20 protein-coding genes and 1 tRNA gene are annotated in these 20,929 nt (G+C 63.1%); 15 read left to right on the top strand and 6 right to left on the bottom strand.

Annotation, left to right across the window (positions count from 1 at the left end; genetic code table 11):
- Nucleotides 1-7: 7 nt before the first annotated feature.
- Nucleotides 8-1,171, bottom strand: a complete 1,164-nt coding sequence (locus NQ152_RS03120; protein ID WP_257522982.1) for an ROK family protein — start codon at nucleotides 1,169-1,171, stop codon at nucleotides 8-10.
- A 148-nt stretch (nucleotides 1,172-1,319) separates the two neighbouring features.
- Here NQ152_RS03120 and NQ152_RS03115 point away from each other — a divergent pair, with 148 nt between their 5' ends.
- From NQ152_RS03115 to NQ152_RS03095, 5 genes are all read left to right on the top strand, one after another.
- Nucleotides 1,320-2,360, top strand: coding sequence for a substrate-binding domain-containing protein (locus NQ152_RS03115; protein ID WP_257522981.1), 1,041 nt, complete (start codon nucleotides 1,320-1,322; stop codon nucleotides 2,358-2,360).
- 92 nt (nucleotides 2,361-2,452) lie between these two features.
- Nucleotides 2,453-3,448: an ABC transporter permease gene (locus NQ152_RS03110; protein WP_257503341.1), complete on the top strand. Its 996-nt coding sequence runs from the start codon at nucleotides 2,453-2,455 to the stop codon at nucleotides 3,446-3,448.
- On the top strand, nucleotides 3,445-4,212 hold the full coding sequence (locus tag NQ152_RS03105; RefSeq protein ID WP_257503340.1) for an ATP-binding cassette domain-containing protein: 768 nt from the start codon (nucleotides 3,445-3,447) through the stop codon (nucleotides 4,210-4,212). Before NQ152_RS03110 ends, NQ152_RS03105 begins: the two co-directional genes overlap by 4 nt.
- A 53-nt stretch (nucleotides 4,213-4,265) precedes the next feature.
- Nucleotides 4,266-5,132 carry a sugar phosphate isomerase/epimerase gene (locus NQ152_RS03100; protein ID WP_257522980.1) on the top strand — a complete coding sequence of 289 codons (867 nt, stop codon included), beginning with the start codon at nucleotides 4,266-4,268 and terminating at the stop codon, nucleotides 5,130-5,132.
- Entirely contained in the window at nucleotides 5,125-5,838 is a 714-nt protein-coding gene (locus NQ152_RS03095) for a nucleoside/nucleotide kinase family protein (RefSeq protein WP_308209096.1), read from the top strand. Before NQ152_RS03100 ends, NQ152_RS03095 begins: the two co-directional genes overlap by 8 nt.
- A 36-nt stretch (nucleotides 5,839-5,874) precedes the next feature.
- On the opposite strand, the gene NQ152_RS03090 is transcribed toward NQ152_RS03095, so the two are convergent.
- The 3 genes from NQ152_RS03090 to NQ152_RS03080 are packed head-to-tail and all read right to left on the bottom strand — an operon-like array spanning nucleotide 5,875 to nucleotide 8,318.
- The gene (locus NQ152_RS03090) at nucleotides 5,875-6,522 is read right to left on the bottom strand and encodes a response regulator transcription factor (protein ID WP_257522979.1); all 648 of its coding nucleotides are present in this window, start codon (nucleotides 6,520-6,522) and stop codon (nucleotides 5,875-5,877) included.
- The gene (locus NQ152_RS17215; protein WP_257522978.1) at nucleotides 6,519-7,655 is read right to left on the bottom strand and encodes a histidine kinase; all 1,137 of its coding nucleotides are present in this window, start codon (nucleotides 7,653-7,655) and stop codon (nucleotides 6,519-6,521) included. The genes NQ152_RS03090 and NQ152_RS17215 overlap by 4 nt, the downstream gene beginning before the upstream one ends.
- A 9-nt stretch (nucleotides 7,656-7,664) precedes the next feature.
- Nucleotides 7,665-8,318, bottom strand: a complete 654-nt coding sequence (locus NQ152_RS03080) for a DUF2306 domain-containing protein (protein WP_257522977.1) — start codon at nucleotides 8,316-8,318, stop codon at nucleotides 7,665-7,667.
- Nucleotides 8,319-8,426: 108 nt separating this feature from the next.
- Here NQ152_RS03080 and NQ152_RS03075 point away from each other — a divergent pair.
- A tRNA-Arg gene (locus tag NQ152_RS03075) sits at nucleotides 8,427-8,498 on the top strand.
- Nucleotides 8,499-8,537: 39 nt separating this feature from the next.
- Here the strand turns inward: NQ152_RS03075 and NQ152_RS03070 are convergent.
- The gene (locus tag NQ152_RS03070; protein ID WP_257522976.1) at nucleotides 8,538-9,158 is read right to left on the bottom strand and encodes a hypothetical protein; all 621 of its coding nucleotides are present in this window, start codon (nucleotides 9,156-9,158) and stop codon (nucleotides 8,538-8,540) included.
- A gap of 291 nt (nucleotides 9,159-9,449) precedes the next feature.
- On the bottom strand, nucleotides 9,450-10,037 hold the full coding sequence (locus NQ152_RS03065) for a helix-turn-helix domain-containing protein (RefSeq protein ID WP_257522975.1): 588 nt from the start codon (nucleotides 10,035-10,037) through the stop codon (nucleotides 9,450-9,452).
- Between the two features lie 382 nt (nucleotides 10,038-10,419).
- Here NQ152_RS03065 and NQ152_RS03060 point away from each other — a divergent pair, with 382 nt between their 5' ends.
- From NQ152_RS03060 to NQ152_RS03020, 9 genes are all read left to right on the top strand, one after another.
- A complete protein-coding gene (locus NQ152_RS03060; RefSeq protein WP_257522974.1) occupies nucleotides 10,420-11,472 on the top strand; it encodes a dimethylarginine dimethylaminohydrolase family protein in 1,053 nt (350 codons plus the stop codon).
- Nucleotides 11,473-11,477: 5 nt separating this feature from the next.
- Entirely contained in the window at nucleotides 11,478-12,719 is a 1,242-nt protein-coding gene (locus NQ152_RS03055; protein WP_257523070.1) for a M20 family metallo-hydrolase, read from the top strand.
- A 316-nt stretch (nucleotides 12,720-13,035) separates the two neighbouring features.
- Nucleotides 13,036-14,397: an NAD-dependent succinate-semialdehyde dehydrogenase gene (locus NQ152_RS03050; protein ID WP_257522973.1), complete on the top strand. Its 1,362-nt coding sequence runs from the start codon at nucleotides 13,036-13,038 to the stop codon at nucleotides 14,395-14,397.
- 521 nt (nucleotides 14,398-14,918) lie between these two features.
- A complete protein-coding gene (locus tag NQ152_RS03045) occupies nucleotides 14,919-15,818 on the top strand; it encodes an amino acid ABC transporter permease (protein ID WP_257522972.1) in 900 nt (299 codons plus the stop codon).
- Nucleotides 15,815-16,567: an amino acid ABC transporter ATP-binding protein gene (locus NQ152_RS03040; protein WP_257522971.1), complete on the top strand. Its 753-nt coding sequence runs from the start codon at nucleotides 15,815-15,817 to the stop codon at nucleotides 16,565-16,567. The genes NQ152_RS03045 and NQ152_RS03040 overlap by 4 nt, the downstream gene beginning before the upstream one ends.
- 22 nt (nucleotides 16,568-16,589) lie before the next feature.
- Nucleotides 16,590-17,471 carry a transporter substrate-binding domain-containing protein gene (locus NQ152_RS03035; protein WP_257522970.1) on the top strand — a complete coding sequence of 294 codons (882 nt, stop codon included), beginning with the start codon at nucleotides 16,590-16,592 and terminating at the stop codon, nucleotides 17,469-17,471.
- A gap of 57 nt (nucleotides 17,472-17,528) precedes the next feature.
- Nucleotides 17,529-18,386, top strand: coding sequence for a cyclase family protein (locus tag NQ152_RS03030; protein WP_257522969.1), 858 nt, complete (start codon nucleotides 17,529-17,531; stop codon nucleotides 18,384-18,386).
- A 43-nt stretch (nucleotides 18,387-18,429) separates the two neighbouring features.
- The gene (locus tag NQ152_RS03025) at nucleotides 18,430-19,131 is read left to right on the top strand and encodes an SDR family oxidoreductase (RefSeq protein WP_257522968.1); all 702 of its coding nucleotides are present in this window, start codon (nucleotides 18,430-18,432) and stop codon (nucleotides 19,129-19,131) included.
- A gap of 116 nt (nucleotides 19,132-19,247) precedes the next feature.
- A complete protein-coding gene (locus NQ152_RS03020) occupies nucleotides 19,248-20,840 on the top strand; it encodes a thiamine pyrophosphate-binding protein (RefSeq protein WP_257522967.1) in 1,593 nt (530 codons plus the stop codon).
- Nucleotides 20,841-20,929 lie beyond the last annotated feature (89 nt).

Raw genomic sequence — 20,929 nt, 5'->3', positions numbered from 1 at the left:
CCGTGGGTCAGCTGCGGACCGCGGGGCGCCGGATGACGGACTCCAGGGCGGAGGGCTCGAGCACCGTGTCGCTCGCGATCAGGGCGAGGCCGATGACACCCGCCAGCGACCCGAGGGTGGAGCGCGCGACGATGAGATCGCGAGTGACCAGCGGTGTGGCGCGCTGATAGATCCGTTCGCGGATGCCGGCCATCAGGATCTCGTCGCACTCGGCCAGGAGCCCGGAGAGGGCGATTGCGCGCGGGTTGAGGATGCTGACGAGGTCGGCGATGGCGTCGCCGATTACGCGCCCGGCTGCGCGTACCTTGCGGACGGTCTCGATGTCGCCGCGCGCGACGAGGTCGACGATGTCGCGCACCCCTGAGGTGCGGATGCCGATGGCGGCGAGTTCGCGCTGCAGCGCCCAGCCGCCCGCATAGGCCTCGACGCAGTCGAAGCTGCCGCAGCGGCACTCCCGCGGCTCGGGGTCGGTGATGACGGCGCGCGTGTGACCGATGTCACCGGCGGCGCCTTTGTCGCCGCGGATGATCTGTCCGTTGAAGACCAGCCCTGCCCCGATGCCCGTGCCGAGCTTGAGGCCGATGACGTTGTCGAGACGGCGGACGCGGGCCTCGGCGACGGCCCGGGCGTTGGCGTCGTTCTCCACGATGACGGGGGCGGTGGAGAAGGGGGCGAACCACTCCGCGATGTCGAATCCGTCCCACCCGCTCATGATGGGCGGGTTGACGACGCGGTGCGCGGCGAACTCGACGGGACCGGGGACTCCCACCGCGATCGCCCAGATCTCGGCGACATCGGGCAGTTCGCTGAAGGCTTCGAGTACAGCTGAGAGGACCGCTTCCGGGCCCTCCCACACATCGATGCTGCGCTCGACGGATGCCAGGGCCGCGCCGGTGAGGTCGCAGACCGCGGCGGTGAAGCCGGTGGCGCCGATGTCGGCGCAGAGGATCGCCGCCCGGTCGGCGCGGAACTCGAACCTGCTGGAGGGGCGGCCGCCGGTGGACTCGCCTCCCTCGATGGGGGTGAGCAGGCTCGCCGCAGTCAGGGCGTTGAGGCGGTGATTCACGGTCGATCGGGAGAGGCCGGACAACGTCATCACGTCCGTGCGGCTCAGCGCTCCCCGCTCGCGGAACAACGCGAGGATGTCACTCTCGTGGGAACCGACCTCCATGTCAGCCGCCTTCCTCTGTCGTGGCTTACGCCCACTCTAGTGAATGGATGACGGAAAGTGTGCAGACTTTTGTGTTGACCAAACACGAAAGCATGAGTACATTGAGGTGATCGGCACGCAGTGGTGCCCCTAACCTCGAAGGACACTGATGTTCAGCACAGCTCCTCGGCGCCGACTGGTTCTCCTGGCCGCGCCTGTTGCGGTCCTTGCGCTCGCTCTCGCCGGATGCTCGTCGAGCCCCAGCGCAGACTCGACCTCCGGAGACGGCGCGACCAAGATCGCCGCGGTCATCAAGGGACTCGACAATCCGTTCTTCCAAGCGATGGAGGACGGCATCACCGAGACCGCCGAAGCCGCCGGAGTCGATGTCACCGTGCAGGCCGCGGCTGACATCGGCGACACCACCGGTCAGGCCGACAAGCTCACGACGCTGTCCGGCCAGGACTTCGGCTGCTTCATCGTCAACCCGATCAGCGGCACCAACCTGGTGCAGTCGCTCGCGCCGATCGCGGCCGCGGGCAAGCCGATCATCAACATCGACCAGCCGATCGACGAGGATGCCGCGGAAGCCGCGGACATCACCCCGGCGACCTATATCGGCACGGACAACGAGGCCGCCGGCGAAAAGGCGGGCGACTACATCGCGAGCCTGGTCGACGCGGGCGGGGAAGTGGCCATCATCGGCGGCATCTCCGGCGACGTGACCAGCGCCGCTCGCGTGGACGGGTTCAAGGACGCCGTCGACGGCGCGCTCGAGATCGTGCAGGAGGATGCGGCGGACTGGAAGCGCGAGATCGCGCTCACCAAGGCGACCGACATCATCGCCGCCAATCCCGACATCGTCGCCTTCTTCGCCGCGAACGACGACATGGGCCTGGGCATCGTCAAGGCCGTGGAGAACAGCGGCAAGACCGGGGAGATCGTCGTGGTCAGCGTCGACGGCAACCAGGACGCGCTCGAGTCCGTCGAGGCCGGCGGGCTCGCGGCCACGGTCGCGCAGTACCCGTACGCGATCGGCTCGCTCGGCGTGCAGGCCTGCCAGGTGGCACTGGATGGCGGGGATCTTCCCGACGACATCGAGTCGCCCACCGCCCTCGTCAACGCCGACAACGCCGCGGACGCGATCGCGAGCTTCCCGCAGCCGTTCGAAGGCTTCGACAACCCACTCGCCGACCAGCTCGACGAATGAGGCCTCCCGCGCATCTGGGCCGCACGCTTCGCCCGGATGCGCGGGACAGCCCGCCACCACTCCGTCACACTTCCCGAAGAGACAGGCATGCCGTGACCACGCCATTGAAGACGACGACCATCGAGGTCCCTCCCAAAGGGCTCCGCACGGTCGCGAACGACGCCAAGCATCTGAGCTTCTGGGCCGAGAACGCCGCTCCGGTGGGGCTGGTCCTGCTGGTGATCGTGTTCGCGACCCTCAGTCCCACCTTCCTCACCCTCGGCAACATCCAGGCGATGCTGATCGCCGCCGCCATCCTGATCATCCTCGCCGTCGCCCAGTCGTACGTGATCACCACGGGCGGGATCGACCTGTCGATCTCGGCGACGATGACGCTCGGGGCGGTCGGGTTCGGCCTCTCCTGGCAGGCCGGCCTCGGGTTCTGGCTGTCCGCCCTGATCGCGATCGCCTCGTCTGGGCTCGTCGGCCTCGTCAACGGGCTGCTCATCGCGAAGGGCAAGGTGACCGACTTCATCGCGACGCTCGGAACCCTCTCGGTCGCCACCGGGCTGGCGCTCATCCTCACCAGCGGAAAGCCCATCTCCATCACCAGCCTCGACCTGCTGTGGCTGACCACGGGGACAGTCTGGATCTTCGGGTACCCGTTCCTCATTGCCGCCGTGATCGCCGTGATCTCCTGGTTCGTGATGTTCCGCACCCGCTTCGGCCTGCACGTGCAGGCCGTCGGCGGAAGCGAAGAGGCTGCGGTCGCCAACGGCGTCAACGCGCAACGGGTGCGCATCGCCGTGTACCTGATGGCCGCGATGCTCGCCGGCCTCGCCGCCATCCTCCTCGTCGCCCGCGTCGGTGCCGCCGAGCCGGCCATCAACACCGGCTATCTGCTCAACTCGATCGCCGCCGTGGTGCTCGGCGGCGTCGCCCTCACCGGCGGGCGCGGCAAAATCGTCGGCCCGGTGCTGGGCGCGCTGCTGCTGACCGCGCTCACCAACGGGCTCACGCTGCTCGGGGTCTCCCAGTTCTACCAGCCGCTCGCCGTCGGACTCGTCGTCGTCCTCGCGGCCCTTCTCACGAGGTTCCAGAACAAATGACCAACGAAACCGCGGTCGGGAACGACAAGGTCTTCACCGCCGCCAACATCACCAAGTCCTTCGGCGGGGTGCATGCTCTGCGCGGAGCATTCATCACGATGCGCTGTGGCGAGGTCACCGCCCTCATCGGCGACAACGGCGCGGGCAAGTCCACGCTCGTCCGATGCATGTCCGGCATCCACCGCCCCGATTCGGGCACGATCACCCTCAACGGCGAACAGGTGCATTTCGACAGCCCACTCGCCGCGCGCGAGCACGGCATCGAGACCGTGCAGCAGAATCTCGCGCTCGTGGAGGATCTCACCGTGTGGCAGAACTTCTTCCTCGGGCGGGAGAAGACCCGGGGGTTCGGGCCGTTCCAGTTCCTCGACCGCAAGGCCATGCGCGCGACCGCGCAGGAGCTCGTCTCCGACCTGGCGGTGAACGTCCCGCCGGTCACCGCCCGGGTGCGGCGCCTGTCCGGCGGTCAGCGTCAGGCGGTCTCGATCGCGCGCGCGGCAGGCTGGGGCGGGTCGATCGTCATCATGGACGAGCCCACGGCCGCTCTCGGGGTGCAGGAGACCGCCCGCGTCGAGAGCATCATCCGCAAGCTCAAGGAGCAGGGCGTCGCCGTGCTGCTGATCAGCCACAACTTCGACCAGGTGCTTCGGCTGTCCGAGCACGTGTGGGTCATGCGCGGCGGACTCACCGTCGCCGAGCGGCGTGCCGCAGACACCGACGGCGACGAGCTGGTCGCGCTGATCACCGGTGCCAAGGCGGCCTGATCGCCATCCGTTCGCCCGCCGTCCGACCACCATCCGCAGAAGGAATCCCACCTATGCCCATCAATTCGCTCGGCGTGCACGCGCTCGTCTTCTCCGGAGGGACCACCCCCGACGAGATGACGCGGATCATCGATCAGACCGCCGCGGCGGGCTACGACATCCTCGAACTGTCTTTGCACGATGCGGCCCGCCTGGACGTCGCGGACGCGCGGAAGAAACTGGATGCTGCGGGCCTGGGCATCGTCTGCTCCCGAGGTCTCGCGTTCGAGGCGGATGTCTCGAGCGACGACCCCGAGGTGGTGGCGCGCGGTGCGAAGCTGCTGCAGGACTCGCTGCAGGTGACGCACGACCTCGGCGGCACGCACTTCACCGGCGCGCTCTACAGCGCGCTCGGCAAGTACGGTCACGCCCTGACGGCGGCGGGTCGCGCGAACGTCGTCTCGACCCTCAAGGACCTCGCAGTGGAAGCCCAGGGCAAGGGCATGACGCTGGGCCTGGAGGTCTGCAACCGGTACGAGACGAACGTGATCAACACCGCGGCGGACGCCATGCGCCTTGCCGACGACATCGGGTGCGACAACGTCGTGATCCACCTGGATACGTACCACATGAACATCGAGGAGGATGATTTCAGCCGGTCGGTGCGCCTGGTCGGAGACCGCCTCGGCTACGTGCACATCGGCGAGAATCACCGCGGATTCCTCGGCAGCGGCCACCTCGACTTCACGGAGTTCTTCCACGCGCTGGCCGACATCGCTTACGCGGGTCCGATAACGTTCGAGTCGTTCTCGTCGGCTGTCGTCTCACCCACGCTCTCGAACGACCTCGCCATCTGGCGCGACCTCTGGAACGACGGTCCCGCCCTCGCGCGGCATGCGCGTGCCTTCATGACGAATCACCTCGAGGCGCAGCGTGTCTGAGCAGGGGAGTGGCTTCGCTGTGGCGGGTCCGCCGGGGCACGTGCTCGACAAACTGGTGCGCCGGATCGAGAACGCGGTCATTCCCGGTGCCCGCTATCTGCTGGGTGTGACCGGCAGCCCGGGCAGCGGCAAGACGACGCTCGCCGTTGCGCTCGTCTCGCGCATCAACGAGCGGCGTCCGGGGACCGCGGTGCACCTGCCGATGGACGGATTCCACCTCGCCAACGCGACGCTCGACAGGCTAGGCATCCACGATCGCAAGGGCGCCATCGAGACGTTCGACGGGTGGGGGTTCGTCGCGCTTCTCGACCGGGTAGGTACTGAGACGGACCACACCGTGTACGCGCCGTGCTTCACGCGCGCGGTCGACGAGGGTGTGGCCGGCGCGATCGCGGTTGAACCGCACGCGACGACCGTCGTCGTGGAGGGCAACTACCTGCTGGCAGATCGGATGCCGTGGTCCGGCGTCCGGGATCGCCTCGATGCCGTCTGGTTCTGCGCGACACCGGCGGAGGAGCGCGAGGCTCGTCTCGTAGACCGGCACACGCGGCACGGCCGGAGTGTCGAGGCGGCGACAGCGTGGGCCCGGGAGGTGGATGGCGCGAATGCCGTGCTGATCGAGGCTTCGCGCAATCGAGCCGACCTCGTGCTGTCGGGGGTGACGGGATTGCCGCTGGCGGCGTCGAGCGAGATCAGAGGGCTTTAGACACCCGGCGACGTGCGCAGGGGTGTCGGGTCGGTTTCAGACCCGGTGCGTCTCATATGCCCACATCGCCGCCTCGACGCGGTTGCGGGCACCGAGCTTGAGCAGGATGCTCGCCAGGTGCGCCTTCACGGTGCCGAGACTGACGAACAGATCGGCGGCGATCTCGGCGTTGGTGCGGCCGCGGGCGACGGCGCTCAGCACCTGCTCTTCGCGTGGGGTCAGCGGTTCGCTCGGGGTGGCGGCAGAAGCCCGGGGCGCGGCATCCGCGAACGCCGCCAGCAGTCGCACCGTGACAGCCGGATCGATCAGCGCGTCACCGGCGGCGGCCGCTCGCACCGCATCGGCCAGCAGAACCGGCCCGGCGTCCTTGAGCAGGAAGCCGTGCGCGCCGGCCTTCAGCGCCGCGTGCACGTACTCGTCGAGGTCGAAGGTCGTGATCACGACGATCGCGAGCGGATCCCGAACGGCAGGGCCGGCCAACTGGCGGGTGGCCTCGATGCCGTCGAGGTCGGGCATCCGGATGTCGAACAGTCCGACGTCGGGTCGCAGTTCGCCGGCCAGGCGCACCGCCTCCCGGCCCGTCGTCGCTTCGCCGACGACGGCGATGTCGGGCTGCGCGTCCAGGATCAGGCGCAGGCCGGTGCGCACGACTGGCTGGTCGTCGGCGATCAGTACCCGGATCATCGGGTGGCGCTCGCCGTGGGCAGATCCGCCGTCACGGTCCAGCCGCCGTCGGGGTCGGGGCCGGCGATGCAGGTGCCGCCCAGCAGGGCGGCGCGCTCCTTCATCCCCTCGATGCCGAATCCGGAGCCGGCAGCGGAGGCGGGCAGGCCATCGTCATGGATTCGGATGCCGATGCGGTCGGTGCTCGCGGTGACCGTGAGTTCGATCAGGGAGGCCCGCTGCGCGTGGCGGCGGGCGTTGGTGACCGACTCCTGCGCGATCCGGTAGGCCGCGTTCAGCGCGGTTGCCGTCGCGGAGTCGAGCTCGCCGTGGAGGGCGAGGGTCACGGGTGGCTCGCCGTCGCCATTGGCCAGCGCACGCAGCTCGGCGACTCCGGCGGTGGGGGAGCGGTGTGCCGGGGTGTCGTCGCGGAGGACGCGCACCATCGATCGCATCTCCCGCAGGCTCTGGCTGGCTTCATCTTCGATGACGCGCAGAGCCTCGTGCGCGGCGGCCGGGTCGGTGCCCGCCGTGATCAGGCCCGCCTGGGCGCGCAGGAGGATGGCCGAGACGTGGTGGGCGACGGTGTCGTGCAGATCGCGCGCGAGGTGCTCGCGCTCCTCGAGGCGCACCTGCGCAAGGCGCTGCAGGCGGGCGGCGGCGCGGTAGCGCATGGCCGCGCCGAGTGAGACGCAGACGGCGACGACGGCGATGCCGCCGATCACGTTCTGCAGATCCGCGGCATCCGCCAGGAAGGTGCGCACCATGCTGAGGAGGATGACGGTTCCGCCGGCGAACAGGTGCCGGCCCGACCCCCACCGCACGAGGGCGTAGATGAGCACGAGCATCGCGACGAGCGCGTAGCTGTCGGTGGGGCGCACTCCGGCGATCTGGCGGACCGTGTCCATCACCACAAGCGCGCCGAATGCGAGGACCACCATCGGCCCCGGGTGGGTGCGCCGCCACAGCAGGGTGGCGATGAGTCCGAGCTCGAAGACTAACGTGGGCCAGCGCCAGGGCAGATCGGGGCGGAGGAGGGCTTCGAGCAGCGCCCCGAGCGCCAGGATGCCGACCAGCGCCCAGTCCCGCCAGACCCGGGCGGGCGCGCCGGGCGCCGCCGGAAAGTCCCAGGCTCTGCGCAGGATGCGGGTCACGGCTGAATCCTATGAGGTGGGGCGTCGGCGGATGATCCACTCCGCGACGGCGAGGTTGAGAATCCACCCCGCCGTCATTGTGATCGTCTTGGCCGTCGCATCCTGCGCACCGACTGCCAGCACCCACGGCAGTGTGGTGAACACCTGCGTGCCTGCGGCGATGCCGATGGCGTACGCCCGGATCATCCAGGCACGATGCATGGCGAACTCGCGCCGTAGGACCGTCGCGACTCCCAGCGCGATCGCGGCGACCATGCCGAGGCCGAACACCCACCGTACGAGGGGCAGCAGGCCACCGTCAGTCGCGGGGAGCGCGTAGAACGCCGTCATCCACAAGCCTGATAGGGCGGCGACCAAGCCCATCGGGATCAGGATCCGTCCGCTGAGGCGGTGCCATCGTGGATGCCGACGGCGGAAGCTCGTCTGAAACTGGAAGGCGCCGAGCAGGCAGTAGGTGGTCGAGCCGACGATGTGAAGGATCACCGGCAACGGCATCCCGACGAAGCGGGCGTTGTCGGGGGTGAGTTCCACGCCGGTCGCGAGGGACGCCACGCGGGAGGCCCCGGCAACCACGGGGACGAGGCTGAGAGCGATCAGCCCGAGGGGAATGAGCCAGTCACGGGTGTTTCTGACTCGGGTGGTGCGGGCGAGGGTCTCGGTCATGCCTTGATCATCCCGGTGCCGGACGAAACCCACATCGGCCGAACGGCCAGTATTGAGGCGGCCGCTTCGTCGGGGAGCCTGCGGCATTCGGCTAAACTGACCCGGCCAGCCTCTGTAGCTCAATGGAAGAGCAGTTCCGTCCTAAGGAAACGGTTGGGGGTTCGAGTCCCTCCAGGGGCACAGTCTTTTTTTGCCTCTGACCAGGGAGTTCTTCCGTGGTCAGACCACGCAAAGGGCGTTTTTGCCCGCTTTTTGCCCGCGAACTGTTCGTCGAGGCCTGTTTTCAGCGGTTGCTCGATGTTGGTGGACTCCTCCCAGTCCCGCATGATTCCGCGGTTTTTGCCGGTTTGGGTCGGATTGAGCATTATGCTCAGTCGTGTTCGAGTCCCTCCAGGGACACAGTCGTTGTTTGGTCTGACAAGGGATTCTCCTGAGGTCAGACCAGAGGAAATGCCGCTTGGCCTTCGACTCCTCCGACGCGAGGTCCGACACCCAGTCCCGGACTTCAGAGCGCCGCATCGACGAGATCTCCCTGTCCGCCCATACCGGAGCAACATGGTCTTCCACGCCCGCTCCAGCGTCATGTAGTATGCGGGCTTCGACATCGGCGGCCGGTTGGACCGCAACCCAACTGCCCCCGAGCATCCGGACCGGAACCCGCCACGAGGACGGGTCGATGTACTCGCCCTTCGAGTTCGATACCGGGACCATCGAGAGGTACAGCTTCGCGTCGCGCATCGTCGTGAAGCTGCGTTTCTCCGCGTCGGTGCGATCAGGCTTGCGATGGCGCACGCGGTAGCGACGGCCCTTCGCCGTATCGTACGGAGTGATCGTGCCCATGTCGACCTCGCTAAATGTCAACTCGTTCGGTCAGTGTTAGCCGAGTGTCGGACATGAAGAGGACATCGTCCACCGCGCTCGGATGTGCTGCAGGACGATGCTCGCGAATGACTTCAAGTGTCCAGACGGGAGCGACTGGGCCGCGATGGGCGACAGGTTTCCGGGCACGCGCCAGATCTGATCAAATACGGCCGACCATGCGGACGCTTTGCACTGCGATTATGACTAATGGCAGCAGACTCGAACTATCTCGGCCACCCGGCGGCGGCGCTGGTTAATGGGGGTGGGAGATCAGCGAGCGGCGCCAGCTCCACTCCACGCGGCGGGAACCAACACCCACAGCAACTCGACGCCGAGCTCGCTGCGCCATTGGTGCGGTTCGCGGCCATCGAAGGTGATCGAGTCTCCTGCCCGCAGATCAAGCTGTCCGTCGCTGAAGAACACAGTGACAGCGCCGCTCAAAACGTGAAGCAATTCGGCGTCGGCATTGATCGTGTACAGCTCGTCCCCCCCGTTGCCACCCGGCGATACGGATGATCGGATGACCTGGAAGCGGGCATTGTGGCGAGGGCTGAGCAAGTGTTCGACCGCATCGATTCCGCCTAAGTTGATGCGCGGAGCATCATCGGCTCGGACGAGCTGAGAATCGGTAGCCGAGAAGACATCACCGATCGAGATTCCTACTACGTCGCAGATAGCAACAAGCGTCGACACGCTGGGTGACGTTAGATCGCGCTCGACGCGGCTGAGGAAGCCTTTTGTCAACCCTGTGCTCTCCGCTACCTGAAGGATGGTCAGCGAGCGCATCTGGCGCGCGGCCCTCAAACGGCTACCGATCGCCGCCCGCGGCGAGGCAGCTTCAATGGGTAACGCGCGCACGATATCCCTCCAAGCGATGCTGCTCTACCTGAGACGAAGTGACGACGCCCGTGAAGTCCGCAGGCTCAGTGAGAGATTACCGGATTCTCGTGTGGGCGCCGCCAGACGTATGACCCGGTGACTTGGCGTTTATAGCGGCAAGCGAGTGTTCTCGTCCGTAGAAGCCTGCGAAATGTAATACGCCGGAAACGTCTCGGTGACGCTGGACCGAGTTTAGTAATGAAATACTTCGGTTACTAATCAGGCAACCCCGTTCCGGCCGACGCCAAGCGCGTGTCTTGTTCGAGGTCGCTCCGTGGCAGCGCGCGGACCGTGGCCGTAGTTACAACGACATGGTCCGGTCTAACGCGGGCAAATCTCACTCTCCGTTAAAGGATTACAAATGAGCACCATCATTTCGGCACCTGACAGTGTTCCAAGTCCCACGGTGGGTTCGGCCTCGTTCGACTCCACCACGGAAGTATCCGACGGTAGATTCCATGCTCTGATGGGCCCGGAAGGAGCACCGGGCTTTCTTGATCACACCGAACTTGAGTCGACCTGGGGGCGCCGCTGGGGCGCCGCCGACGAGGTAGGAAGGCTGCGCTCAGTGCTTATGCGCAGACCAAGTGCTGGGCTGGCTGGCATAACTAGTGAGCACTATCTCCCCGGGGTCGACGCGCTCGTCGACCCCGATCGACGCTGGTACTGGACCGGCAAGGACGCACCAGATATGCCTCGCGTCCATAACGAACACGAGGGTTTCGTGCAGGCGCTGCGCGACAAAGGTGTCGAGGTCTTCTTCGCGGACGACCTACCGAGTTACACCAAGTCCCTCTACACCCGCGATCCGCTCGTGACCATCCCGGGCGGTGCGATTATCACCCGACTTGCTGCTCGCATGCGGCGCGGAGAAGAGCAGTCGATATCCCGCGCTGTCGCGGCTGCCGGTGTGCCGATACTCGGTACCATAACCGGCGAGGGTGTGGTCGAGGGCGGCACCTTCGTGAAGGTACGCCGCGATCAAGCATTCCTCGGCACCTCGGTTCGCACAACGCCCGAGGGATACCGCCAGTTAGCAGCTCTGCTTGACATCCATGGCATCGCGCTACACCGCGTCTCCCTCCCGGGTTACCTCATCCACCTGGACATGTGTAGCTCGATGATCGACGACGATCTGGCGTTGGTCAATCCGCGACTAGCGCCCTACGACTACATGAGTGCTTTAGAGGGTCTGGGCATCGAGCTCGTCGAGGTGCATCCATCTGAGGAATGGGCCAGCAACCTCCTGGTGCTCGACCGTCGCTCGGTAATCATGCCAGATCACTTGCCGCGCACCGCTGAGCGGCTCAGCAACATGGGAGTCGAGATTTTCACCGTTTCATATCGGGAGATCTTGAAGAACGGCGGCGGCCTGCATTGCTCCACCATGGAACTTCAGAGGGATTGGGTGTGACCGACATGCCAGAAGACAGCCACGAGACCTTCCTCGCCGACTTCGCCTTGATGTCCACCTTCGGCGCGACTGCGGGTGGAGGTGTTGAACGCCAGGCAGCAACGCCAGAGGATGGCCAGGTTAGGGCCTGGCTCACGGACTTGTTTCGCAAGAGCGGGTTCGAGGTACACCTTGACGGTATCGGCAACCTCTACGGGCTTATCGAATTCTCACCGGGCGCAGACTATGTGCTGTTTGGTTCGCACCTTGATAGCCAGCCCATGGCGGGCAAGTACGACGGAGCTTACGGCGTGCTCGCGGCCTTCCACGCAGTAGTCCGCGTTGCCGAAGCCCACCGCGCGGCGGGAACGATGCCGAAGTACAACCTTGCCGTTGTTGATTGGTTCAACGAAGAGGGCAGCCGTTTCAAGCCCAGCATGATGGGTTCTGCCGTGTATTCCGGGAAGCTCTCGATTGACGAGGCGCTGTCAATATCTGACTCCGGCGGAGTGTCGGTGCGCGATGCATTGACCGCACTCGACGCCGTCGGCGACTTCACGCTGCCGCCCATTGCCGGATACGCGGAGATTCACATTGAACAGGGTCCATCGATGGATGACTCGGGCGTCAAGATTGGCGCCGTCGCCGCCACCTGGTGTGCATACAAGTACGAGGTCGCGGTGCAAGGCGAACAAGGCCACACAGGTTCGATGCGCATGGCATCGCGCAAGGACGCGCTGCTTGGTGCGGCGCACCTCATCACGGCGGTGAACGAGCTCGTTGACGACTTTGAGCAAGAAACCCTCCACACAACGGTGTCCGAGCTTTATGTACTGCCAAACTCCCCAGTGACCATCGCGCGTGAGGTACGGCTTCACATCGACATGCGTGCTGAAAACACCGAGATCCTGGATCGCGCCTTAGCCCTCCTGCTCGCGAAGATCGAGCTGCTGGAGCAACGGACCCGCACCGCGGTACAGTTCCTCGCGAGCAACACCTGGCGGAGCGGTACGTTCGTCGAGGCCGGCGTCAAACTTGTCGAAGACGCGGCCGACGAACTAGGACACAGCCATGCGCGCGTGAAGACCCTCGCCGGCCACGACGCTACCAATATCAAGGACCTCGTTCCCACTGTGCTGGTCTTCGTGCCGAGCATTGACGGCATCTCGCACAACGAGCGCGAGCTCACGTCAGACATCGACATGCTCGCTGGAGTCGACGTATTCGAGCGAATTGTACATGCGATCGTCACCGGAGCGCTGGACTAGCCATCTGTTCCACGCCGACGGCGCCGCCGCCGCTCGGACTCTCGGGCGCCTCCGCGCCGTGCAGCACACCACTAACGAATTGGAGTCTCATGCGTTTCGACCCGGCCTGCTCGGCGAATATGGTCGAATTTTCCCAAAGGCGCTCATACCCCATGTCGGTTTACGAGCGTTCATTCGATGGGTCGAAGCCCGCCGGTACGGCAGACACGGGCTGGGGCGGGCACGCTTCCGGCGCGGCGGGCGTCAGCGCCGTACTGGACCCAATCCACTGCAACAGGGCATTAGGCGCGGACTCAACAAGCGAAAGGGTTCAGTGGTGACCGTATTCCAAGTAGTCAATCCGTTCACCGGCGAGAGCGGCTGCCCTGTTCCGCTCTCGTCCACCGACGAAATCGAGGAGATCCTCGTTCGCGCAGAGGTCGCATGGTCGAGTAGTGCGGCAGCCACGCTGGATGATCGCGTCAGCGTTGTAGCCCGCATCGCCGGGATGCATCGTGATCGTCGTAGGGACTTAGCAGAGATCATAGTGCGCGAGATGGGCAAGCCACTTACGGAGGCGCTTGGGGAGGTCGATTTCTGTGCGGCGATTTACGCCTACTATGCCGACAACGCGAAGGAGCTCTTGGCCGATGAGTTGATCGAGACGCAGAGCGGCGTCGCAACAGTTCGCAAGAGCCCGCTCGGCACGATACTTGGAGTGATGCCGTGGAATTTCCCGCTCTATCAGATTGCGCGGTTCGCGGCGCCCAACCTGATCCTGGGAAATGCTGTGCTGGTAAAGCCCGCGCCACAATGCCCCGCCTCTGCGAGTGCCTTGCAGCAGTTGATCGACGAGGCCGGTGCGCCGTCCGGTACTTACTCCACAGTTCTGCTCAGTAACGAGCAGACCGGGACTCTCATCGACGATCCGCGCATCCGCGGCGTCTCGCTGACGGGCTCTGAGCGAGCCGGACGAGCAATCGGTTCCCGCGCCGGTGCCAATATGAAAAAGGTGGTCTTGGAGTTGGGTGGGTCAGATCCATTCATCCTCCTCTCTACAGACGATATGGCCAGGACTGTAGCGGCTGCCGTATACGCCCGAGTCGGCAACAACGGTCAGGTATGCAATGGCGCGAAGCGCTTCATCATCGTGGAGGAGCTTTACGAGGAGTTTGCTTCTCGATTGACGGAGGCGCTGCGCTCCATCGTGCCGGGGAACCCGATGGCGGAAGGCACGGTAGTAGGACCCCTGGCCTCCATTGCCGCCGCGCAGAACCTAGCGTCACAGGTATCTCGGGCGGTCGTGGCGGGGGCCAGTCTGAGAATCGGCACGGGTGTTAACAATGGCGCGTTCTTCGCGCCTACCGTGATGGAAAATGTCGATCCGCTGAACCCCGCCTATCGGGAAGAGTTCTTCGGCCCGGTCGCCCAGCTGTATAAGGTCGCCGACGAGAACGAGGCGGTAACCGTAGCGAACGCGACTCCCTTTGGGCTGGGCTCGTACATATATAGCGTGGACGCGGCGCAAGCAGAGCGGATAGCCAGCCGTCTCGAGGTGGGAATGGTGTTCGTCAATGAGGTGGGCTCCGAAGCTCCCGAGCTCCCATTCGGCGGAATCAAAAACTCTGGCACCGGCCGAGAACTAGGGGCGCGGGGCGTCGAGGAATTCATGAATCGCAAGGTGATCAAGCGGGCGTGAGTCCTCAAGGCCGCGGTGGCCGGAGGCCTCGATATGTGAGGCTTGCCGGTCCTGCACTCGCTAGCGGAAGGCGTGAGCCCGCCGCCGAGTACGTTCATAACTTTAGCTCCGCCAGCTCCCGCTCGCTCGCTACGACGCCGATCGCTACCCAAGCAGAAACCTGTTACACGGGCGAAATACTGTCGTCGCTCCGCCGACACCGAGCATCGCTAGTTTTGTAATGAAGAACCTCAGATGCCTACAGGACAACCAAAGTCGCGATAAGAGGAAGAAGTGAGTATGTCGAAATTGGCGAAAAGCGGTGCTGAACGGCTAGTTGTTCAGCGCTCTGCAGCCCAGCCCGTGGCATTCTTCGACGCCGCCGAGTCATCGATCATCAGTGGACGACCGTGGAGCGCAACTAACAGTGCTGGCGGCGTATGGCCCGTGATCAATCGACGCCCTAACCGGACCAAGGCACCTCTGCTTGGGCCTTGCCGAGGCGGCCGCTCGAGCGATCTAGTCGGGCGACGGAGCTATCAGTGAACAAATTAAGCACAACTGCAGCGCTGCCCGAATTCGTGGACTCAGACCAGGACGCTCTGGTGAGCGCGAGCCGCATGCGTCGTGCGAAACCGAGGAATTACGGGAGCATACTGGGCGCAACGGTCAGTATCTTCGTCTTGCTCACGGTCATCTACGCGTTTGCGACGAGCCAGCTGTCCTGGCCCACTGTAGGTGAATACCTGTTTGCCCCGAGGATCATGAACGGGGTCAAGAATGTCATCCTCATGACCATCGTGGCGATGGCGTGCGGAATCGCCATTGGCACGGTTGTCGCGATGATGCGGCTCTCCCAGAACCGAGTTCTTTCCACAATCTCGAAGTTCTACACCTGGTTCTTCCGCGGTGTGCCGGAGTTGCTGCTGCTCATGCTCACCTACAATTTTGCGCTCGTGCTACCGATGATTGGTATTCCCGGTGTCTTCGAGGCGCGAACGATCGACTTCATGACTCCCATCGTCGCTACTCTGATCGCGCTGTGCCTGCATGAAGGTGCATATTTCGGCGAAATTGTTCGCGCCGGACTCAACTCTGTCGACTCTCTGCAAAGCGAGGCGGCCCGCTCGCTGGGCATGACGCGAGTTCAAACTCTGCGATGGATTCTGTTTCCTCAAGCCATGCGGATGATCGTGCCTCCGCTAGGCAGTCGCACCATCATCATGGTGAAGCTGACGTCGCTCGCTTCCGTTATTCAGTTTGAGGAGCTTCTATTCAACGCTGAAATCATCTACCTGGTGAACACACGGGTCGTGGAGTTGCTCATCGTCGCGACGTTCTGGTACTTGGTGCTAGTTACAGTCCTGACCTGGGGACAGTCGGTTCTGGAGAAGCGCTTCGCTCGAGGGTTCTCCAGGCATCAATTGGGGGGAAAAAGATGATTGACGTTGTGAATGTGTCGAAGTCGTATGGCGAAGTGTGCGCTCTGAAGAATGTCAGCCTCAAGGTGGACAAGGGGGATGTGCTTTGTATCGTCGGTCGTAGCGGCTCTGGAAAGAGCACGCTTCTGCGCTGCCTCAACCAGCTCGAAGGAATCGATGACGGCCTGATCTTCTTCAATGGCGAAATCCAGGGCTACACACAACGCGGCGGCGCGCTTTCCGAGATGACCGAACGAAAAAAGGCCATGCAGCGAACCAAGTTCGCGATGGTTTTTCAAAGTTTCGGGCTGTTTCCTCACCTGACGGTCATGGAAAACCTCACCATCGGTCCGCGGAAGGTACTCGGCAAGAAGGTCGGCAAGGAGCTTTCCGACTATCGCGACCTCCTCGCTCAAGTCGGGTTGTCGGACAAGGCGGATTCGTACCCCAGATTCTTATCCGGCGGTCAACAACAGCGAGTCGCGATCGCGCGGGCACTCGCTATGCGACCCGAGGTGCTGTTATTCGACGAACCGACATCAGCGCTTGACCCCGAACTTGTGGGCGAGGTGGTCGATTCCATCAAGGCACTCGCGCACTCGGGCATCACCATGATTCTCGTAACACACGAAATACGTATGGCTAGAGACATCGCGACCAAAGTCGCGTTCATGGACAAAGGCGAAGTCGTCGCTTTCGGCACGAGCGACGAGGTCTTCAACGCAAATTCCGACGAGCGGCTTCACGTCTTCATTGACGCGCTGAATTAATCACCGTACGGTCCACATCGAAATGCACACGACAGGAAAAAAGGCTATGGTTCGGCTAAACAAATACGCATTGTCCATTGCGGCGCTTGCGACTGCGACCCTTCTGGTCAGCGGGTGCAGCGGCGCAGGCGAGAACCCGGATGACACAAAGCCCAACGAAGTACTTCCGAGCGGTAAACTAACATCCGCCATTCACCTAGGATTTCCTCCACTTGAATACACGGACCTGTCGACTGACGAGATCGTCGGATTCGACGTCGACATGCTTGACGCCATCGCTGAAGTCTTGGGGGTCGAGGTCGTTCTGGAAACTATGGAGTGGCAACAGATGATGCCGTCATTGGAGACGGGACGCGTCGACGTCATCATGTCCGGTACCTACGACACAGTGGAACGCCAGGAGCGATTCGATTGGATCGATTACCTCCGTGACGGAGGCCAGATGTTCACCACATCGGCTCACGCCGATGAGTTTACCGAGATCGGCGACTTCTGCGGAAAGACAATTGGCTCGGTGCGCGGAGAGAAGATCGCGGATGAGCTCGTCGCCTGGTCCCAGGCTAATTGTCCGGCAGACCAGCAGTTCGAAATCGTTCTTGGCCAGGGTGCACCAGACCTCTTTACATACCTGGCGCAGGACCGCGTTGTCGGGGCGGCGACGCCTGCGGCGACGCTTGCGTTTCAAATGGCCGAGAATCCTGGCGCGTTCGTGACAGTCGATGAGCAGCTTTCACCAAACTTCTTCGGGATCGCGGTCCTCAAATCGGAGCCTGCCCTTCGCGACGCGATCTGGGACGCTCTGCAGCAGTTACGAGACGACGGGACCTACGACGCTCTGCTCGAAAAGCACGGATTGGCGGACTCAAAACTTGCCGAGTTCACCCTCAATCTCGAGAAGCCTTGACCCCTCTCAACTGTGCTCAACGCAGCCCTCAACTAGCTCATTCGAACGGAAGGCGTCATGACCATGAATAATCCCGACAGCGAATACGGACCGCCGGTTGTGCTAGAGGCAATGAAGCTGATTCGAGAGGGACGCATAATCGAGCTGAACCATGTCGTTACTCCTTCGGTTCCCCGGGTTCCGAACGCAATGGGGCCGTACAGCCTCGGCACGTGGCAGCACCCAGATTCGAGTCGAAAACGGTACGAAGCAAAAGGAGCGGTGAACGGTATCGGCTTCTTTGACGAGCGAATTGAGATGGACTTCCACACCGGAACGCATATTGATGCACTAGGTCACGCGACTCAGCATCGCAAGCTCTTCGGTGGCGTCTCAATAGACGACGTCGTCACCGATCGAGGCCTCACCAGTCTGGGTTCGGAGGAAATTCCCGCGTTCATGACTCCAGCTCTGGTCATCGACATGCCAACGGTTTTGGGCCGAGAAATGCAAGCCGGCGAAGTAGTCAACGGGGCTCACTTGAAGAAGGCGTGCGAAGATTTCGGCATAGAAATTTGCCCGGGAGATATCGTCTTCATACGCACAGGTTGGGATGCCTGGTACGAAGCCGATCCGCTGAAGTATGCATCATCGGCTCCCGGTCTGTCCGCCGATGGCGCGAGATGGTTGGCGGACAAACACGTGCTCGCGGTCGGCGCGGACAACATGAGTGTCGAAGTCGTCCCCTCAGAAGATCCCGCACACCCGTATCTCGTGCACCAGATCCTTCTCGCCACCCACGGAATCTTCATGATCGAACAGGCCTACCTCGCCCCGATGAAGGACTCCAGGGGTCAAAAGTTCTGCTGCATCGCTATGGGGCCCAGGTTCAAGGGGACCACCGCTGCACTGCTACGGCTTGTGGCCGTGGTCTAGCGAAGTGAAAGTACATTCTGCGCGAACCGTTGAAACGGTCATCGTGACCGGCGCGGCCCAGGGAATCGGCCTCAGGATCGCGGAAATTCTGGCGGAGGAGGGTTACCGCCTGTACCTGACCGATCTGAACACGGAGAAATTGAGCGCCGTAGCCGAACGTATCGGGGCACGGCACGGGCACGTTGACATTTCTGATAGGGCTTCATGTTTGCTCATGACAGAGAATGCAACAACGTCCCTCGGGCAGATTGATGCTCTGGTGAACGTCGCAGCTATCGACGCTCAGTACATGCCCGGGTCAAGCATCACCGTCGAACACTGGTCGGGCATCATCGATACAAACCTGTCCGGAACGTGGTGGTGTATCAACGCGATCCTCGACCACATGGTCGAACTCGGGGGCGGACGCGTGATCAACATCTCATCTGCGTGGGCGTTTCGACCGTCGAAGGGGGTCTCTGTCGCGTACGCGGCATCGAAAGCCGCAGTTGCCGGCCTCACAGTAGCCCTCGCTGAAGAGTATGAGAGCGCGGGGATACTGGTAAACGCGATTGCAGCTGGAGCAACCGGCAACACCGGAACGCCGATAGATCCCCACAGAGCCGCGAACTATCAGCGATCGCATCCGCTCGGTTTTGGCGGTCCTGATCCTGTCGCCCACATGGTCAGCCATCTACTCGGTCCGGGTGGCGACTGGGTCAGCGGCGCCGTCATGAACGTCAGCGGTGGATACCTCCGGGGCTAAGGAGCAACGCGCGAGCGAGTCAGGTGTCTCGCCATCCCCGCTCCACCACGCGCAACTGACGATGTTCGGAATCTAAGCGGTTCATGGGTTCAGCCCAACCAATTCTGAGGTGAAGAGTGAACGAATCCACAACCAGCAAGGCGATCATCGATGGGCTGACGCACAACGGAGTAGAGGTCGTCTTCGGCATACCCGGCACTCACAACTTGCCACTGTATCGGCACCTTGGCTTCTCCGGCATTCGCCACGTGACTCCACGGCACGAACAAGGTGGTGGTTACGCAGCCGACGCCTATAGCCGAACGAGTGGCTTGCCCGGTGTCGTCATCACCACCTCAGGCCCCGGTCTGACCAATGTCGTGACAGCTGCGGCTACCGCCTATGCGGATTCGGTTCCCATGCTCATCATCAGCCCCGGACCTCCCGAGGATTTACTGTCGCGTGAGCAAGGGCGTCTACACGAGATGAAAGATCAGCGCGCCCACATGGATGCTGTAGTCGATATGGCCCTCCGGGTCCGCACCCCAGGTGAGGCTGCTCATGCGATCAACGATATTTTCAGCGCATGGCGTGTAGGACGAACCCGTCCCGCATACATTGAAATCCCTATCGACATGATGGAGACACCCGGCGAAATCCCGGTGCTTCTTGCACCTCATCTACCGACCCCCATCCGTCCTCGGTCAACCCAGCTTCGCTCGGCAGCGAAAGCCATAGCTCAAGCGACCTCGCGCGTCATTATTCTTGGAAGCGGAGCCCGAAACGCAGAAAAAGAGGTGACGGCCCTCGCCGAGCTACTCGGATGTCCAGTCGTCACAACAGTCAATGGAAAAGGGTGTTTCCCGGAGCAGCACGGGCTGTCTCTTGGTGCGTCAATAAAGATCCGCGGTGCACTTGATCTGATCAACGACGCAGATGTGGTTGTCATAGTCGGGGCGACCCTGGGTGATGCCGAACTCAGCGGCGCTCAACTGAAGCCTCGGGGAAGCGTTGTCCGTATCGACGCCGGATACGGTCAACTCGACCTGAATGTGCGAGCTACTCACAAAATATGGAGTGAAGCGTCCCTCGCGCTAGCTGGCCTTGTCGAGATCCTTAACGACGATCACCTCAGCGAGGGTGTTAGCGAAAACGTTGAGATTGTCACGCAGACGCGGGCACGCATCAGCAAGGAAGTACTTGACAAGTCGCCTGTATACGCTCGGATACACGATGCGCTGCTGTCCCAAATACCCCCGGACACGATCATCGTCGGAGACAGCGCACAAGTCTCGTACCTAGGCACCGCTTTCCACCTACGGGCACAACGGTACGGACAATTTTTGTACCCGACTCGCTTCGCGACTCTGGGCTACGGGATTCCCGGGGGCGTGGGCGCATCCCTGGCCGCACCCACCACATCTGTGATGGTCCTCATTGGCGACGGAGGTGCCATGTTCACTATCCAGGAGTTTGCTACGGCGGTTGATCTCGGGTTGAGCCTCCCTGTCGTGATCATCAACAACGCTGGCTTTGAAGAAATTCGTCAGCAGATGGTGTCGGCTGGCATCGACCCATTAGGCGTCGACGTCCGAGTTCCAGACTTTCCGCTGCTCGGCAAAGCCCTCGGAGGCGAGGGCGTACTGCTGAAGAGCATCGACGAGCTAGGGTCCGCTGTACGGGACGCCTTGCAAAGATCAGTCCCAACGATCATTGAGCTGCGCATTTAGGGGTCAGTGTTGTGCCCAAGATTCGCGGCTGACGTCTTCCTGACGTGCCGAAAATTGGCGCGGACGCGCACCAACTGTCACAATTCGTG

Origin of the sequence: Microbacterium sp. zg.B48 (genome assembly GCF_024623505.1) — a bacterium.
In the GTDB taxonomy this organism is placed as follows: domain Bacteria; phylum Actinomycetota; class Actinomycetes; order Actinomycetales; family Microbacteriaceae; genus Microbacterium.
This window is presented reverse-complemented; position numbering and strand designations above follow the sequence as displayed.

Coding starts and splice junctions, on each gene's coding strand:
- NQ152_RS03055 (WP_257523070.1), top strand. CDS start 11,478: ATGCCAGAAGACAGCCACGAGACCTTCCTCGCCGACTTCGCCTTGATG.
- NQ152_RS03030 (WP_257522969.1), top strand. CDS start 17,529: ATGACCATGAATAATCCCGACAGCGAATACGGACCGCCGGTTGTGCTA.
- NQ152_RS03070 (WP_257522976.1), bottom strand. CDS start 9,158: ATGGGCACGATCACTCCGTACGATACGGCGAAGGGCCGTCGCTACCGC.
- NQ152_RS03115 (WP_257522981.1), top strand. CDS start 1,320: ATGTTCAGCACAGCTCCTCGGCGCCGACTGGTTCTCCTGGCCGCGCCT.
- NQ152_RS03105 (WP_257503340.1), top strand. CDS start 3,445: ATGACCAACGAAACCGCGGTCGGGAACGACAAGGTCTTCACCGCCGCC.
- NQ152_RS03040 (WP_257522971.1), top strand. CDS start 15,815: ATGATTGACGTTGTGAATGTGTCGAAGTCGTATGGCGAAGTGTGCGCT.
- NQ152_RS03100 (WP_257522980.1), top strand. CDS start 4,266: ATGCCCATCAATTCGCTCGGCGTGCACGCGCTCGTCTTCTCCGGAGGG.
- NQ152_RS03090 (WP_257522979.1), bottom strand. CDS start 6,522: ATGATCCGGGTACTGATCGCCGACGACCAGCCAGTCGTGCGCACCGGC.
- NQ152_RS03035 (WP_257522970.1), top strand. CDS start 16,590: ATGCACACGACAGGAAAAAAGGCTATGGTTCGGCTAAACAAATACGCA.
- NQ152_RS03120 (WP_257522982.1), bottom strand. CDS start 1,171: ATGGAGGTCGGTTCCCACGAGAGTGACATCCTCGCGTTGTTCCGCGAG.
- NQ152_RS03060 (WP_257522974.1), top strand. CDS start 10,420: ATGAGCACCATCATTTCGGCACCTGACAGTGTTCCAAGTCCCACGGTG.
- NQ152_RS03080 (WP_257522977.1), bottom strand. CDS start 8,318: ATGACCGAGACCCTCGCCCGCACCACCCGAGTCAGAAACACCCGTGAC.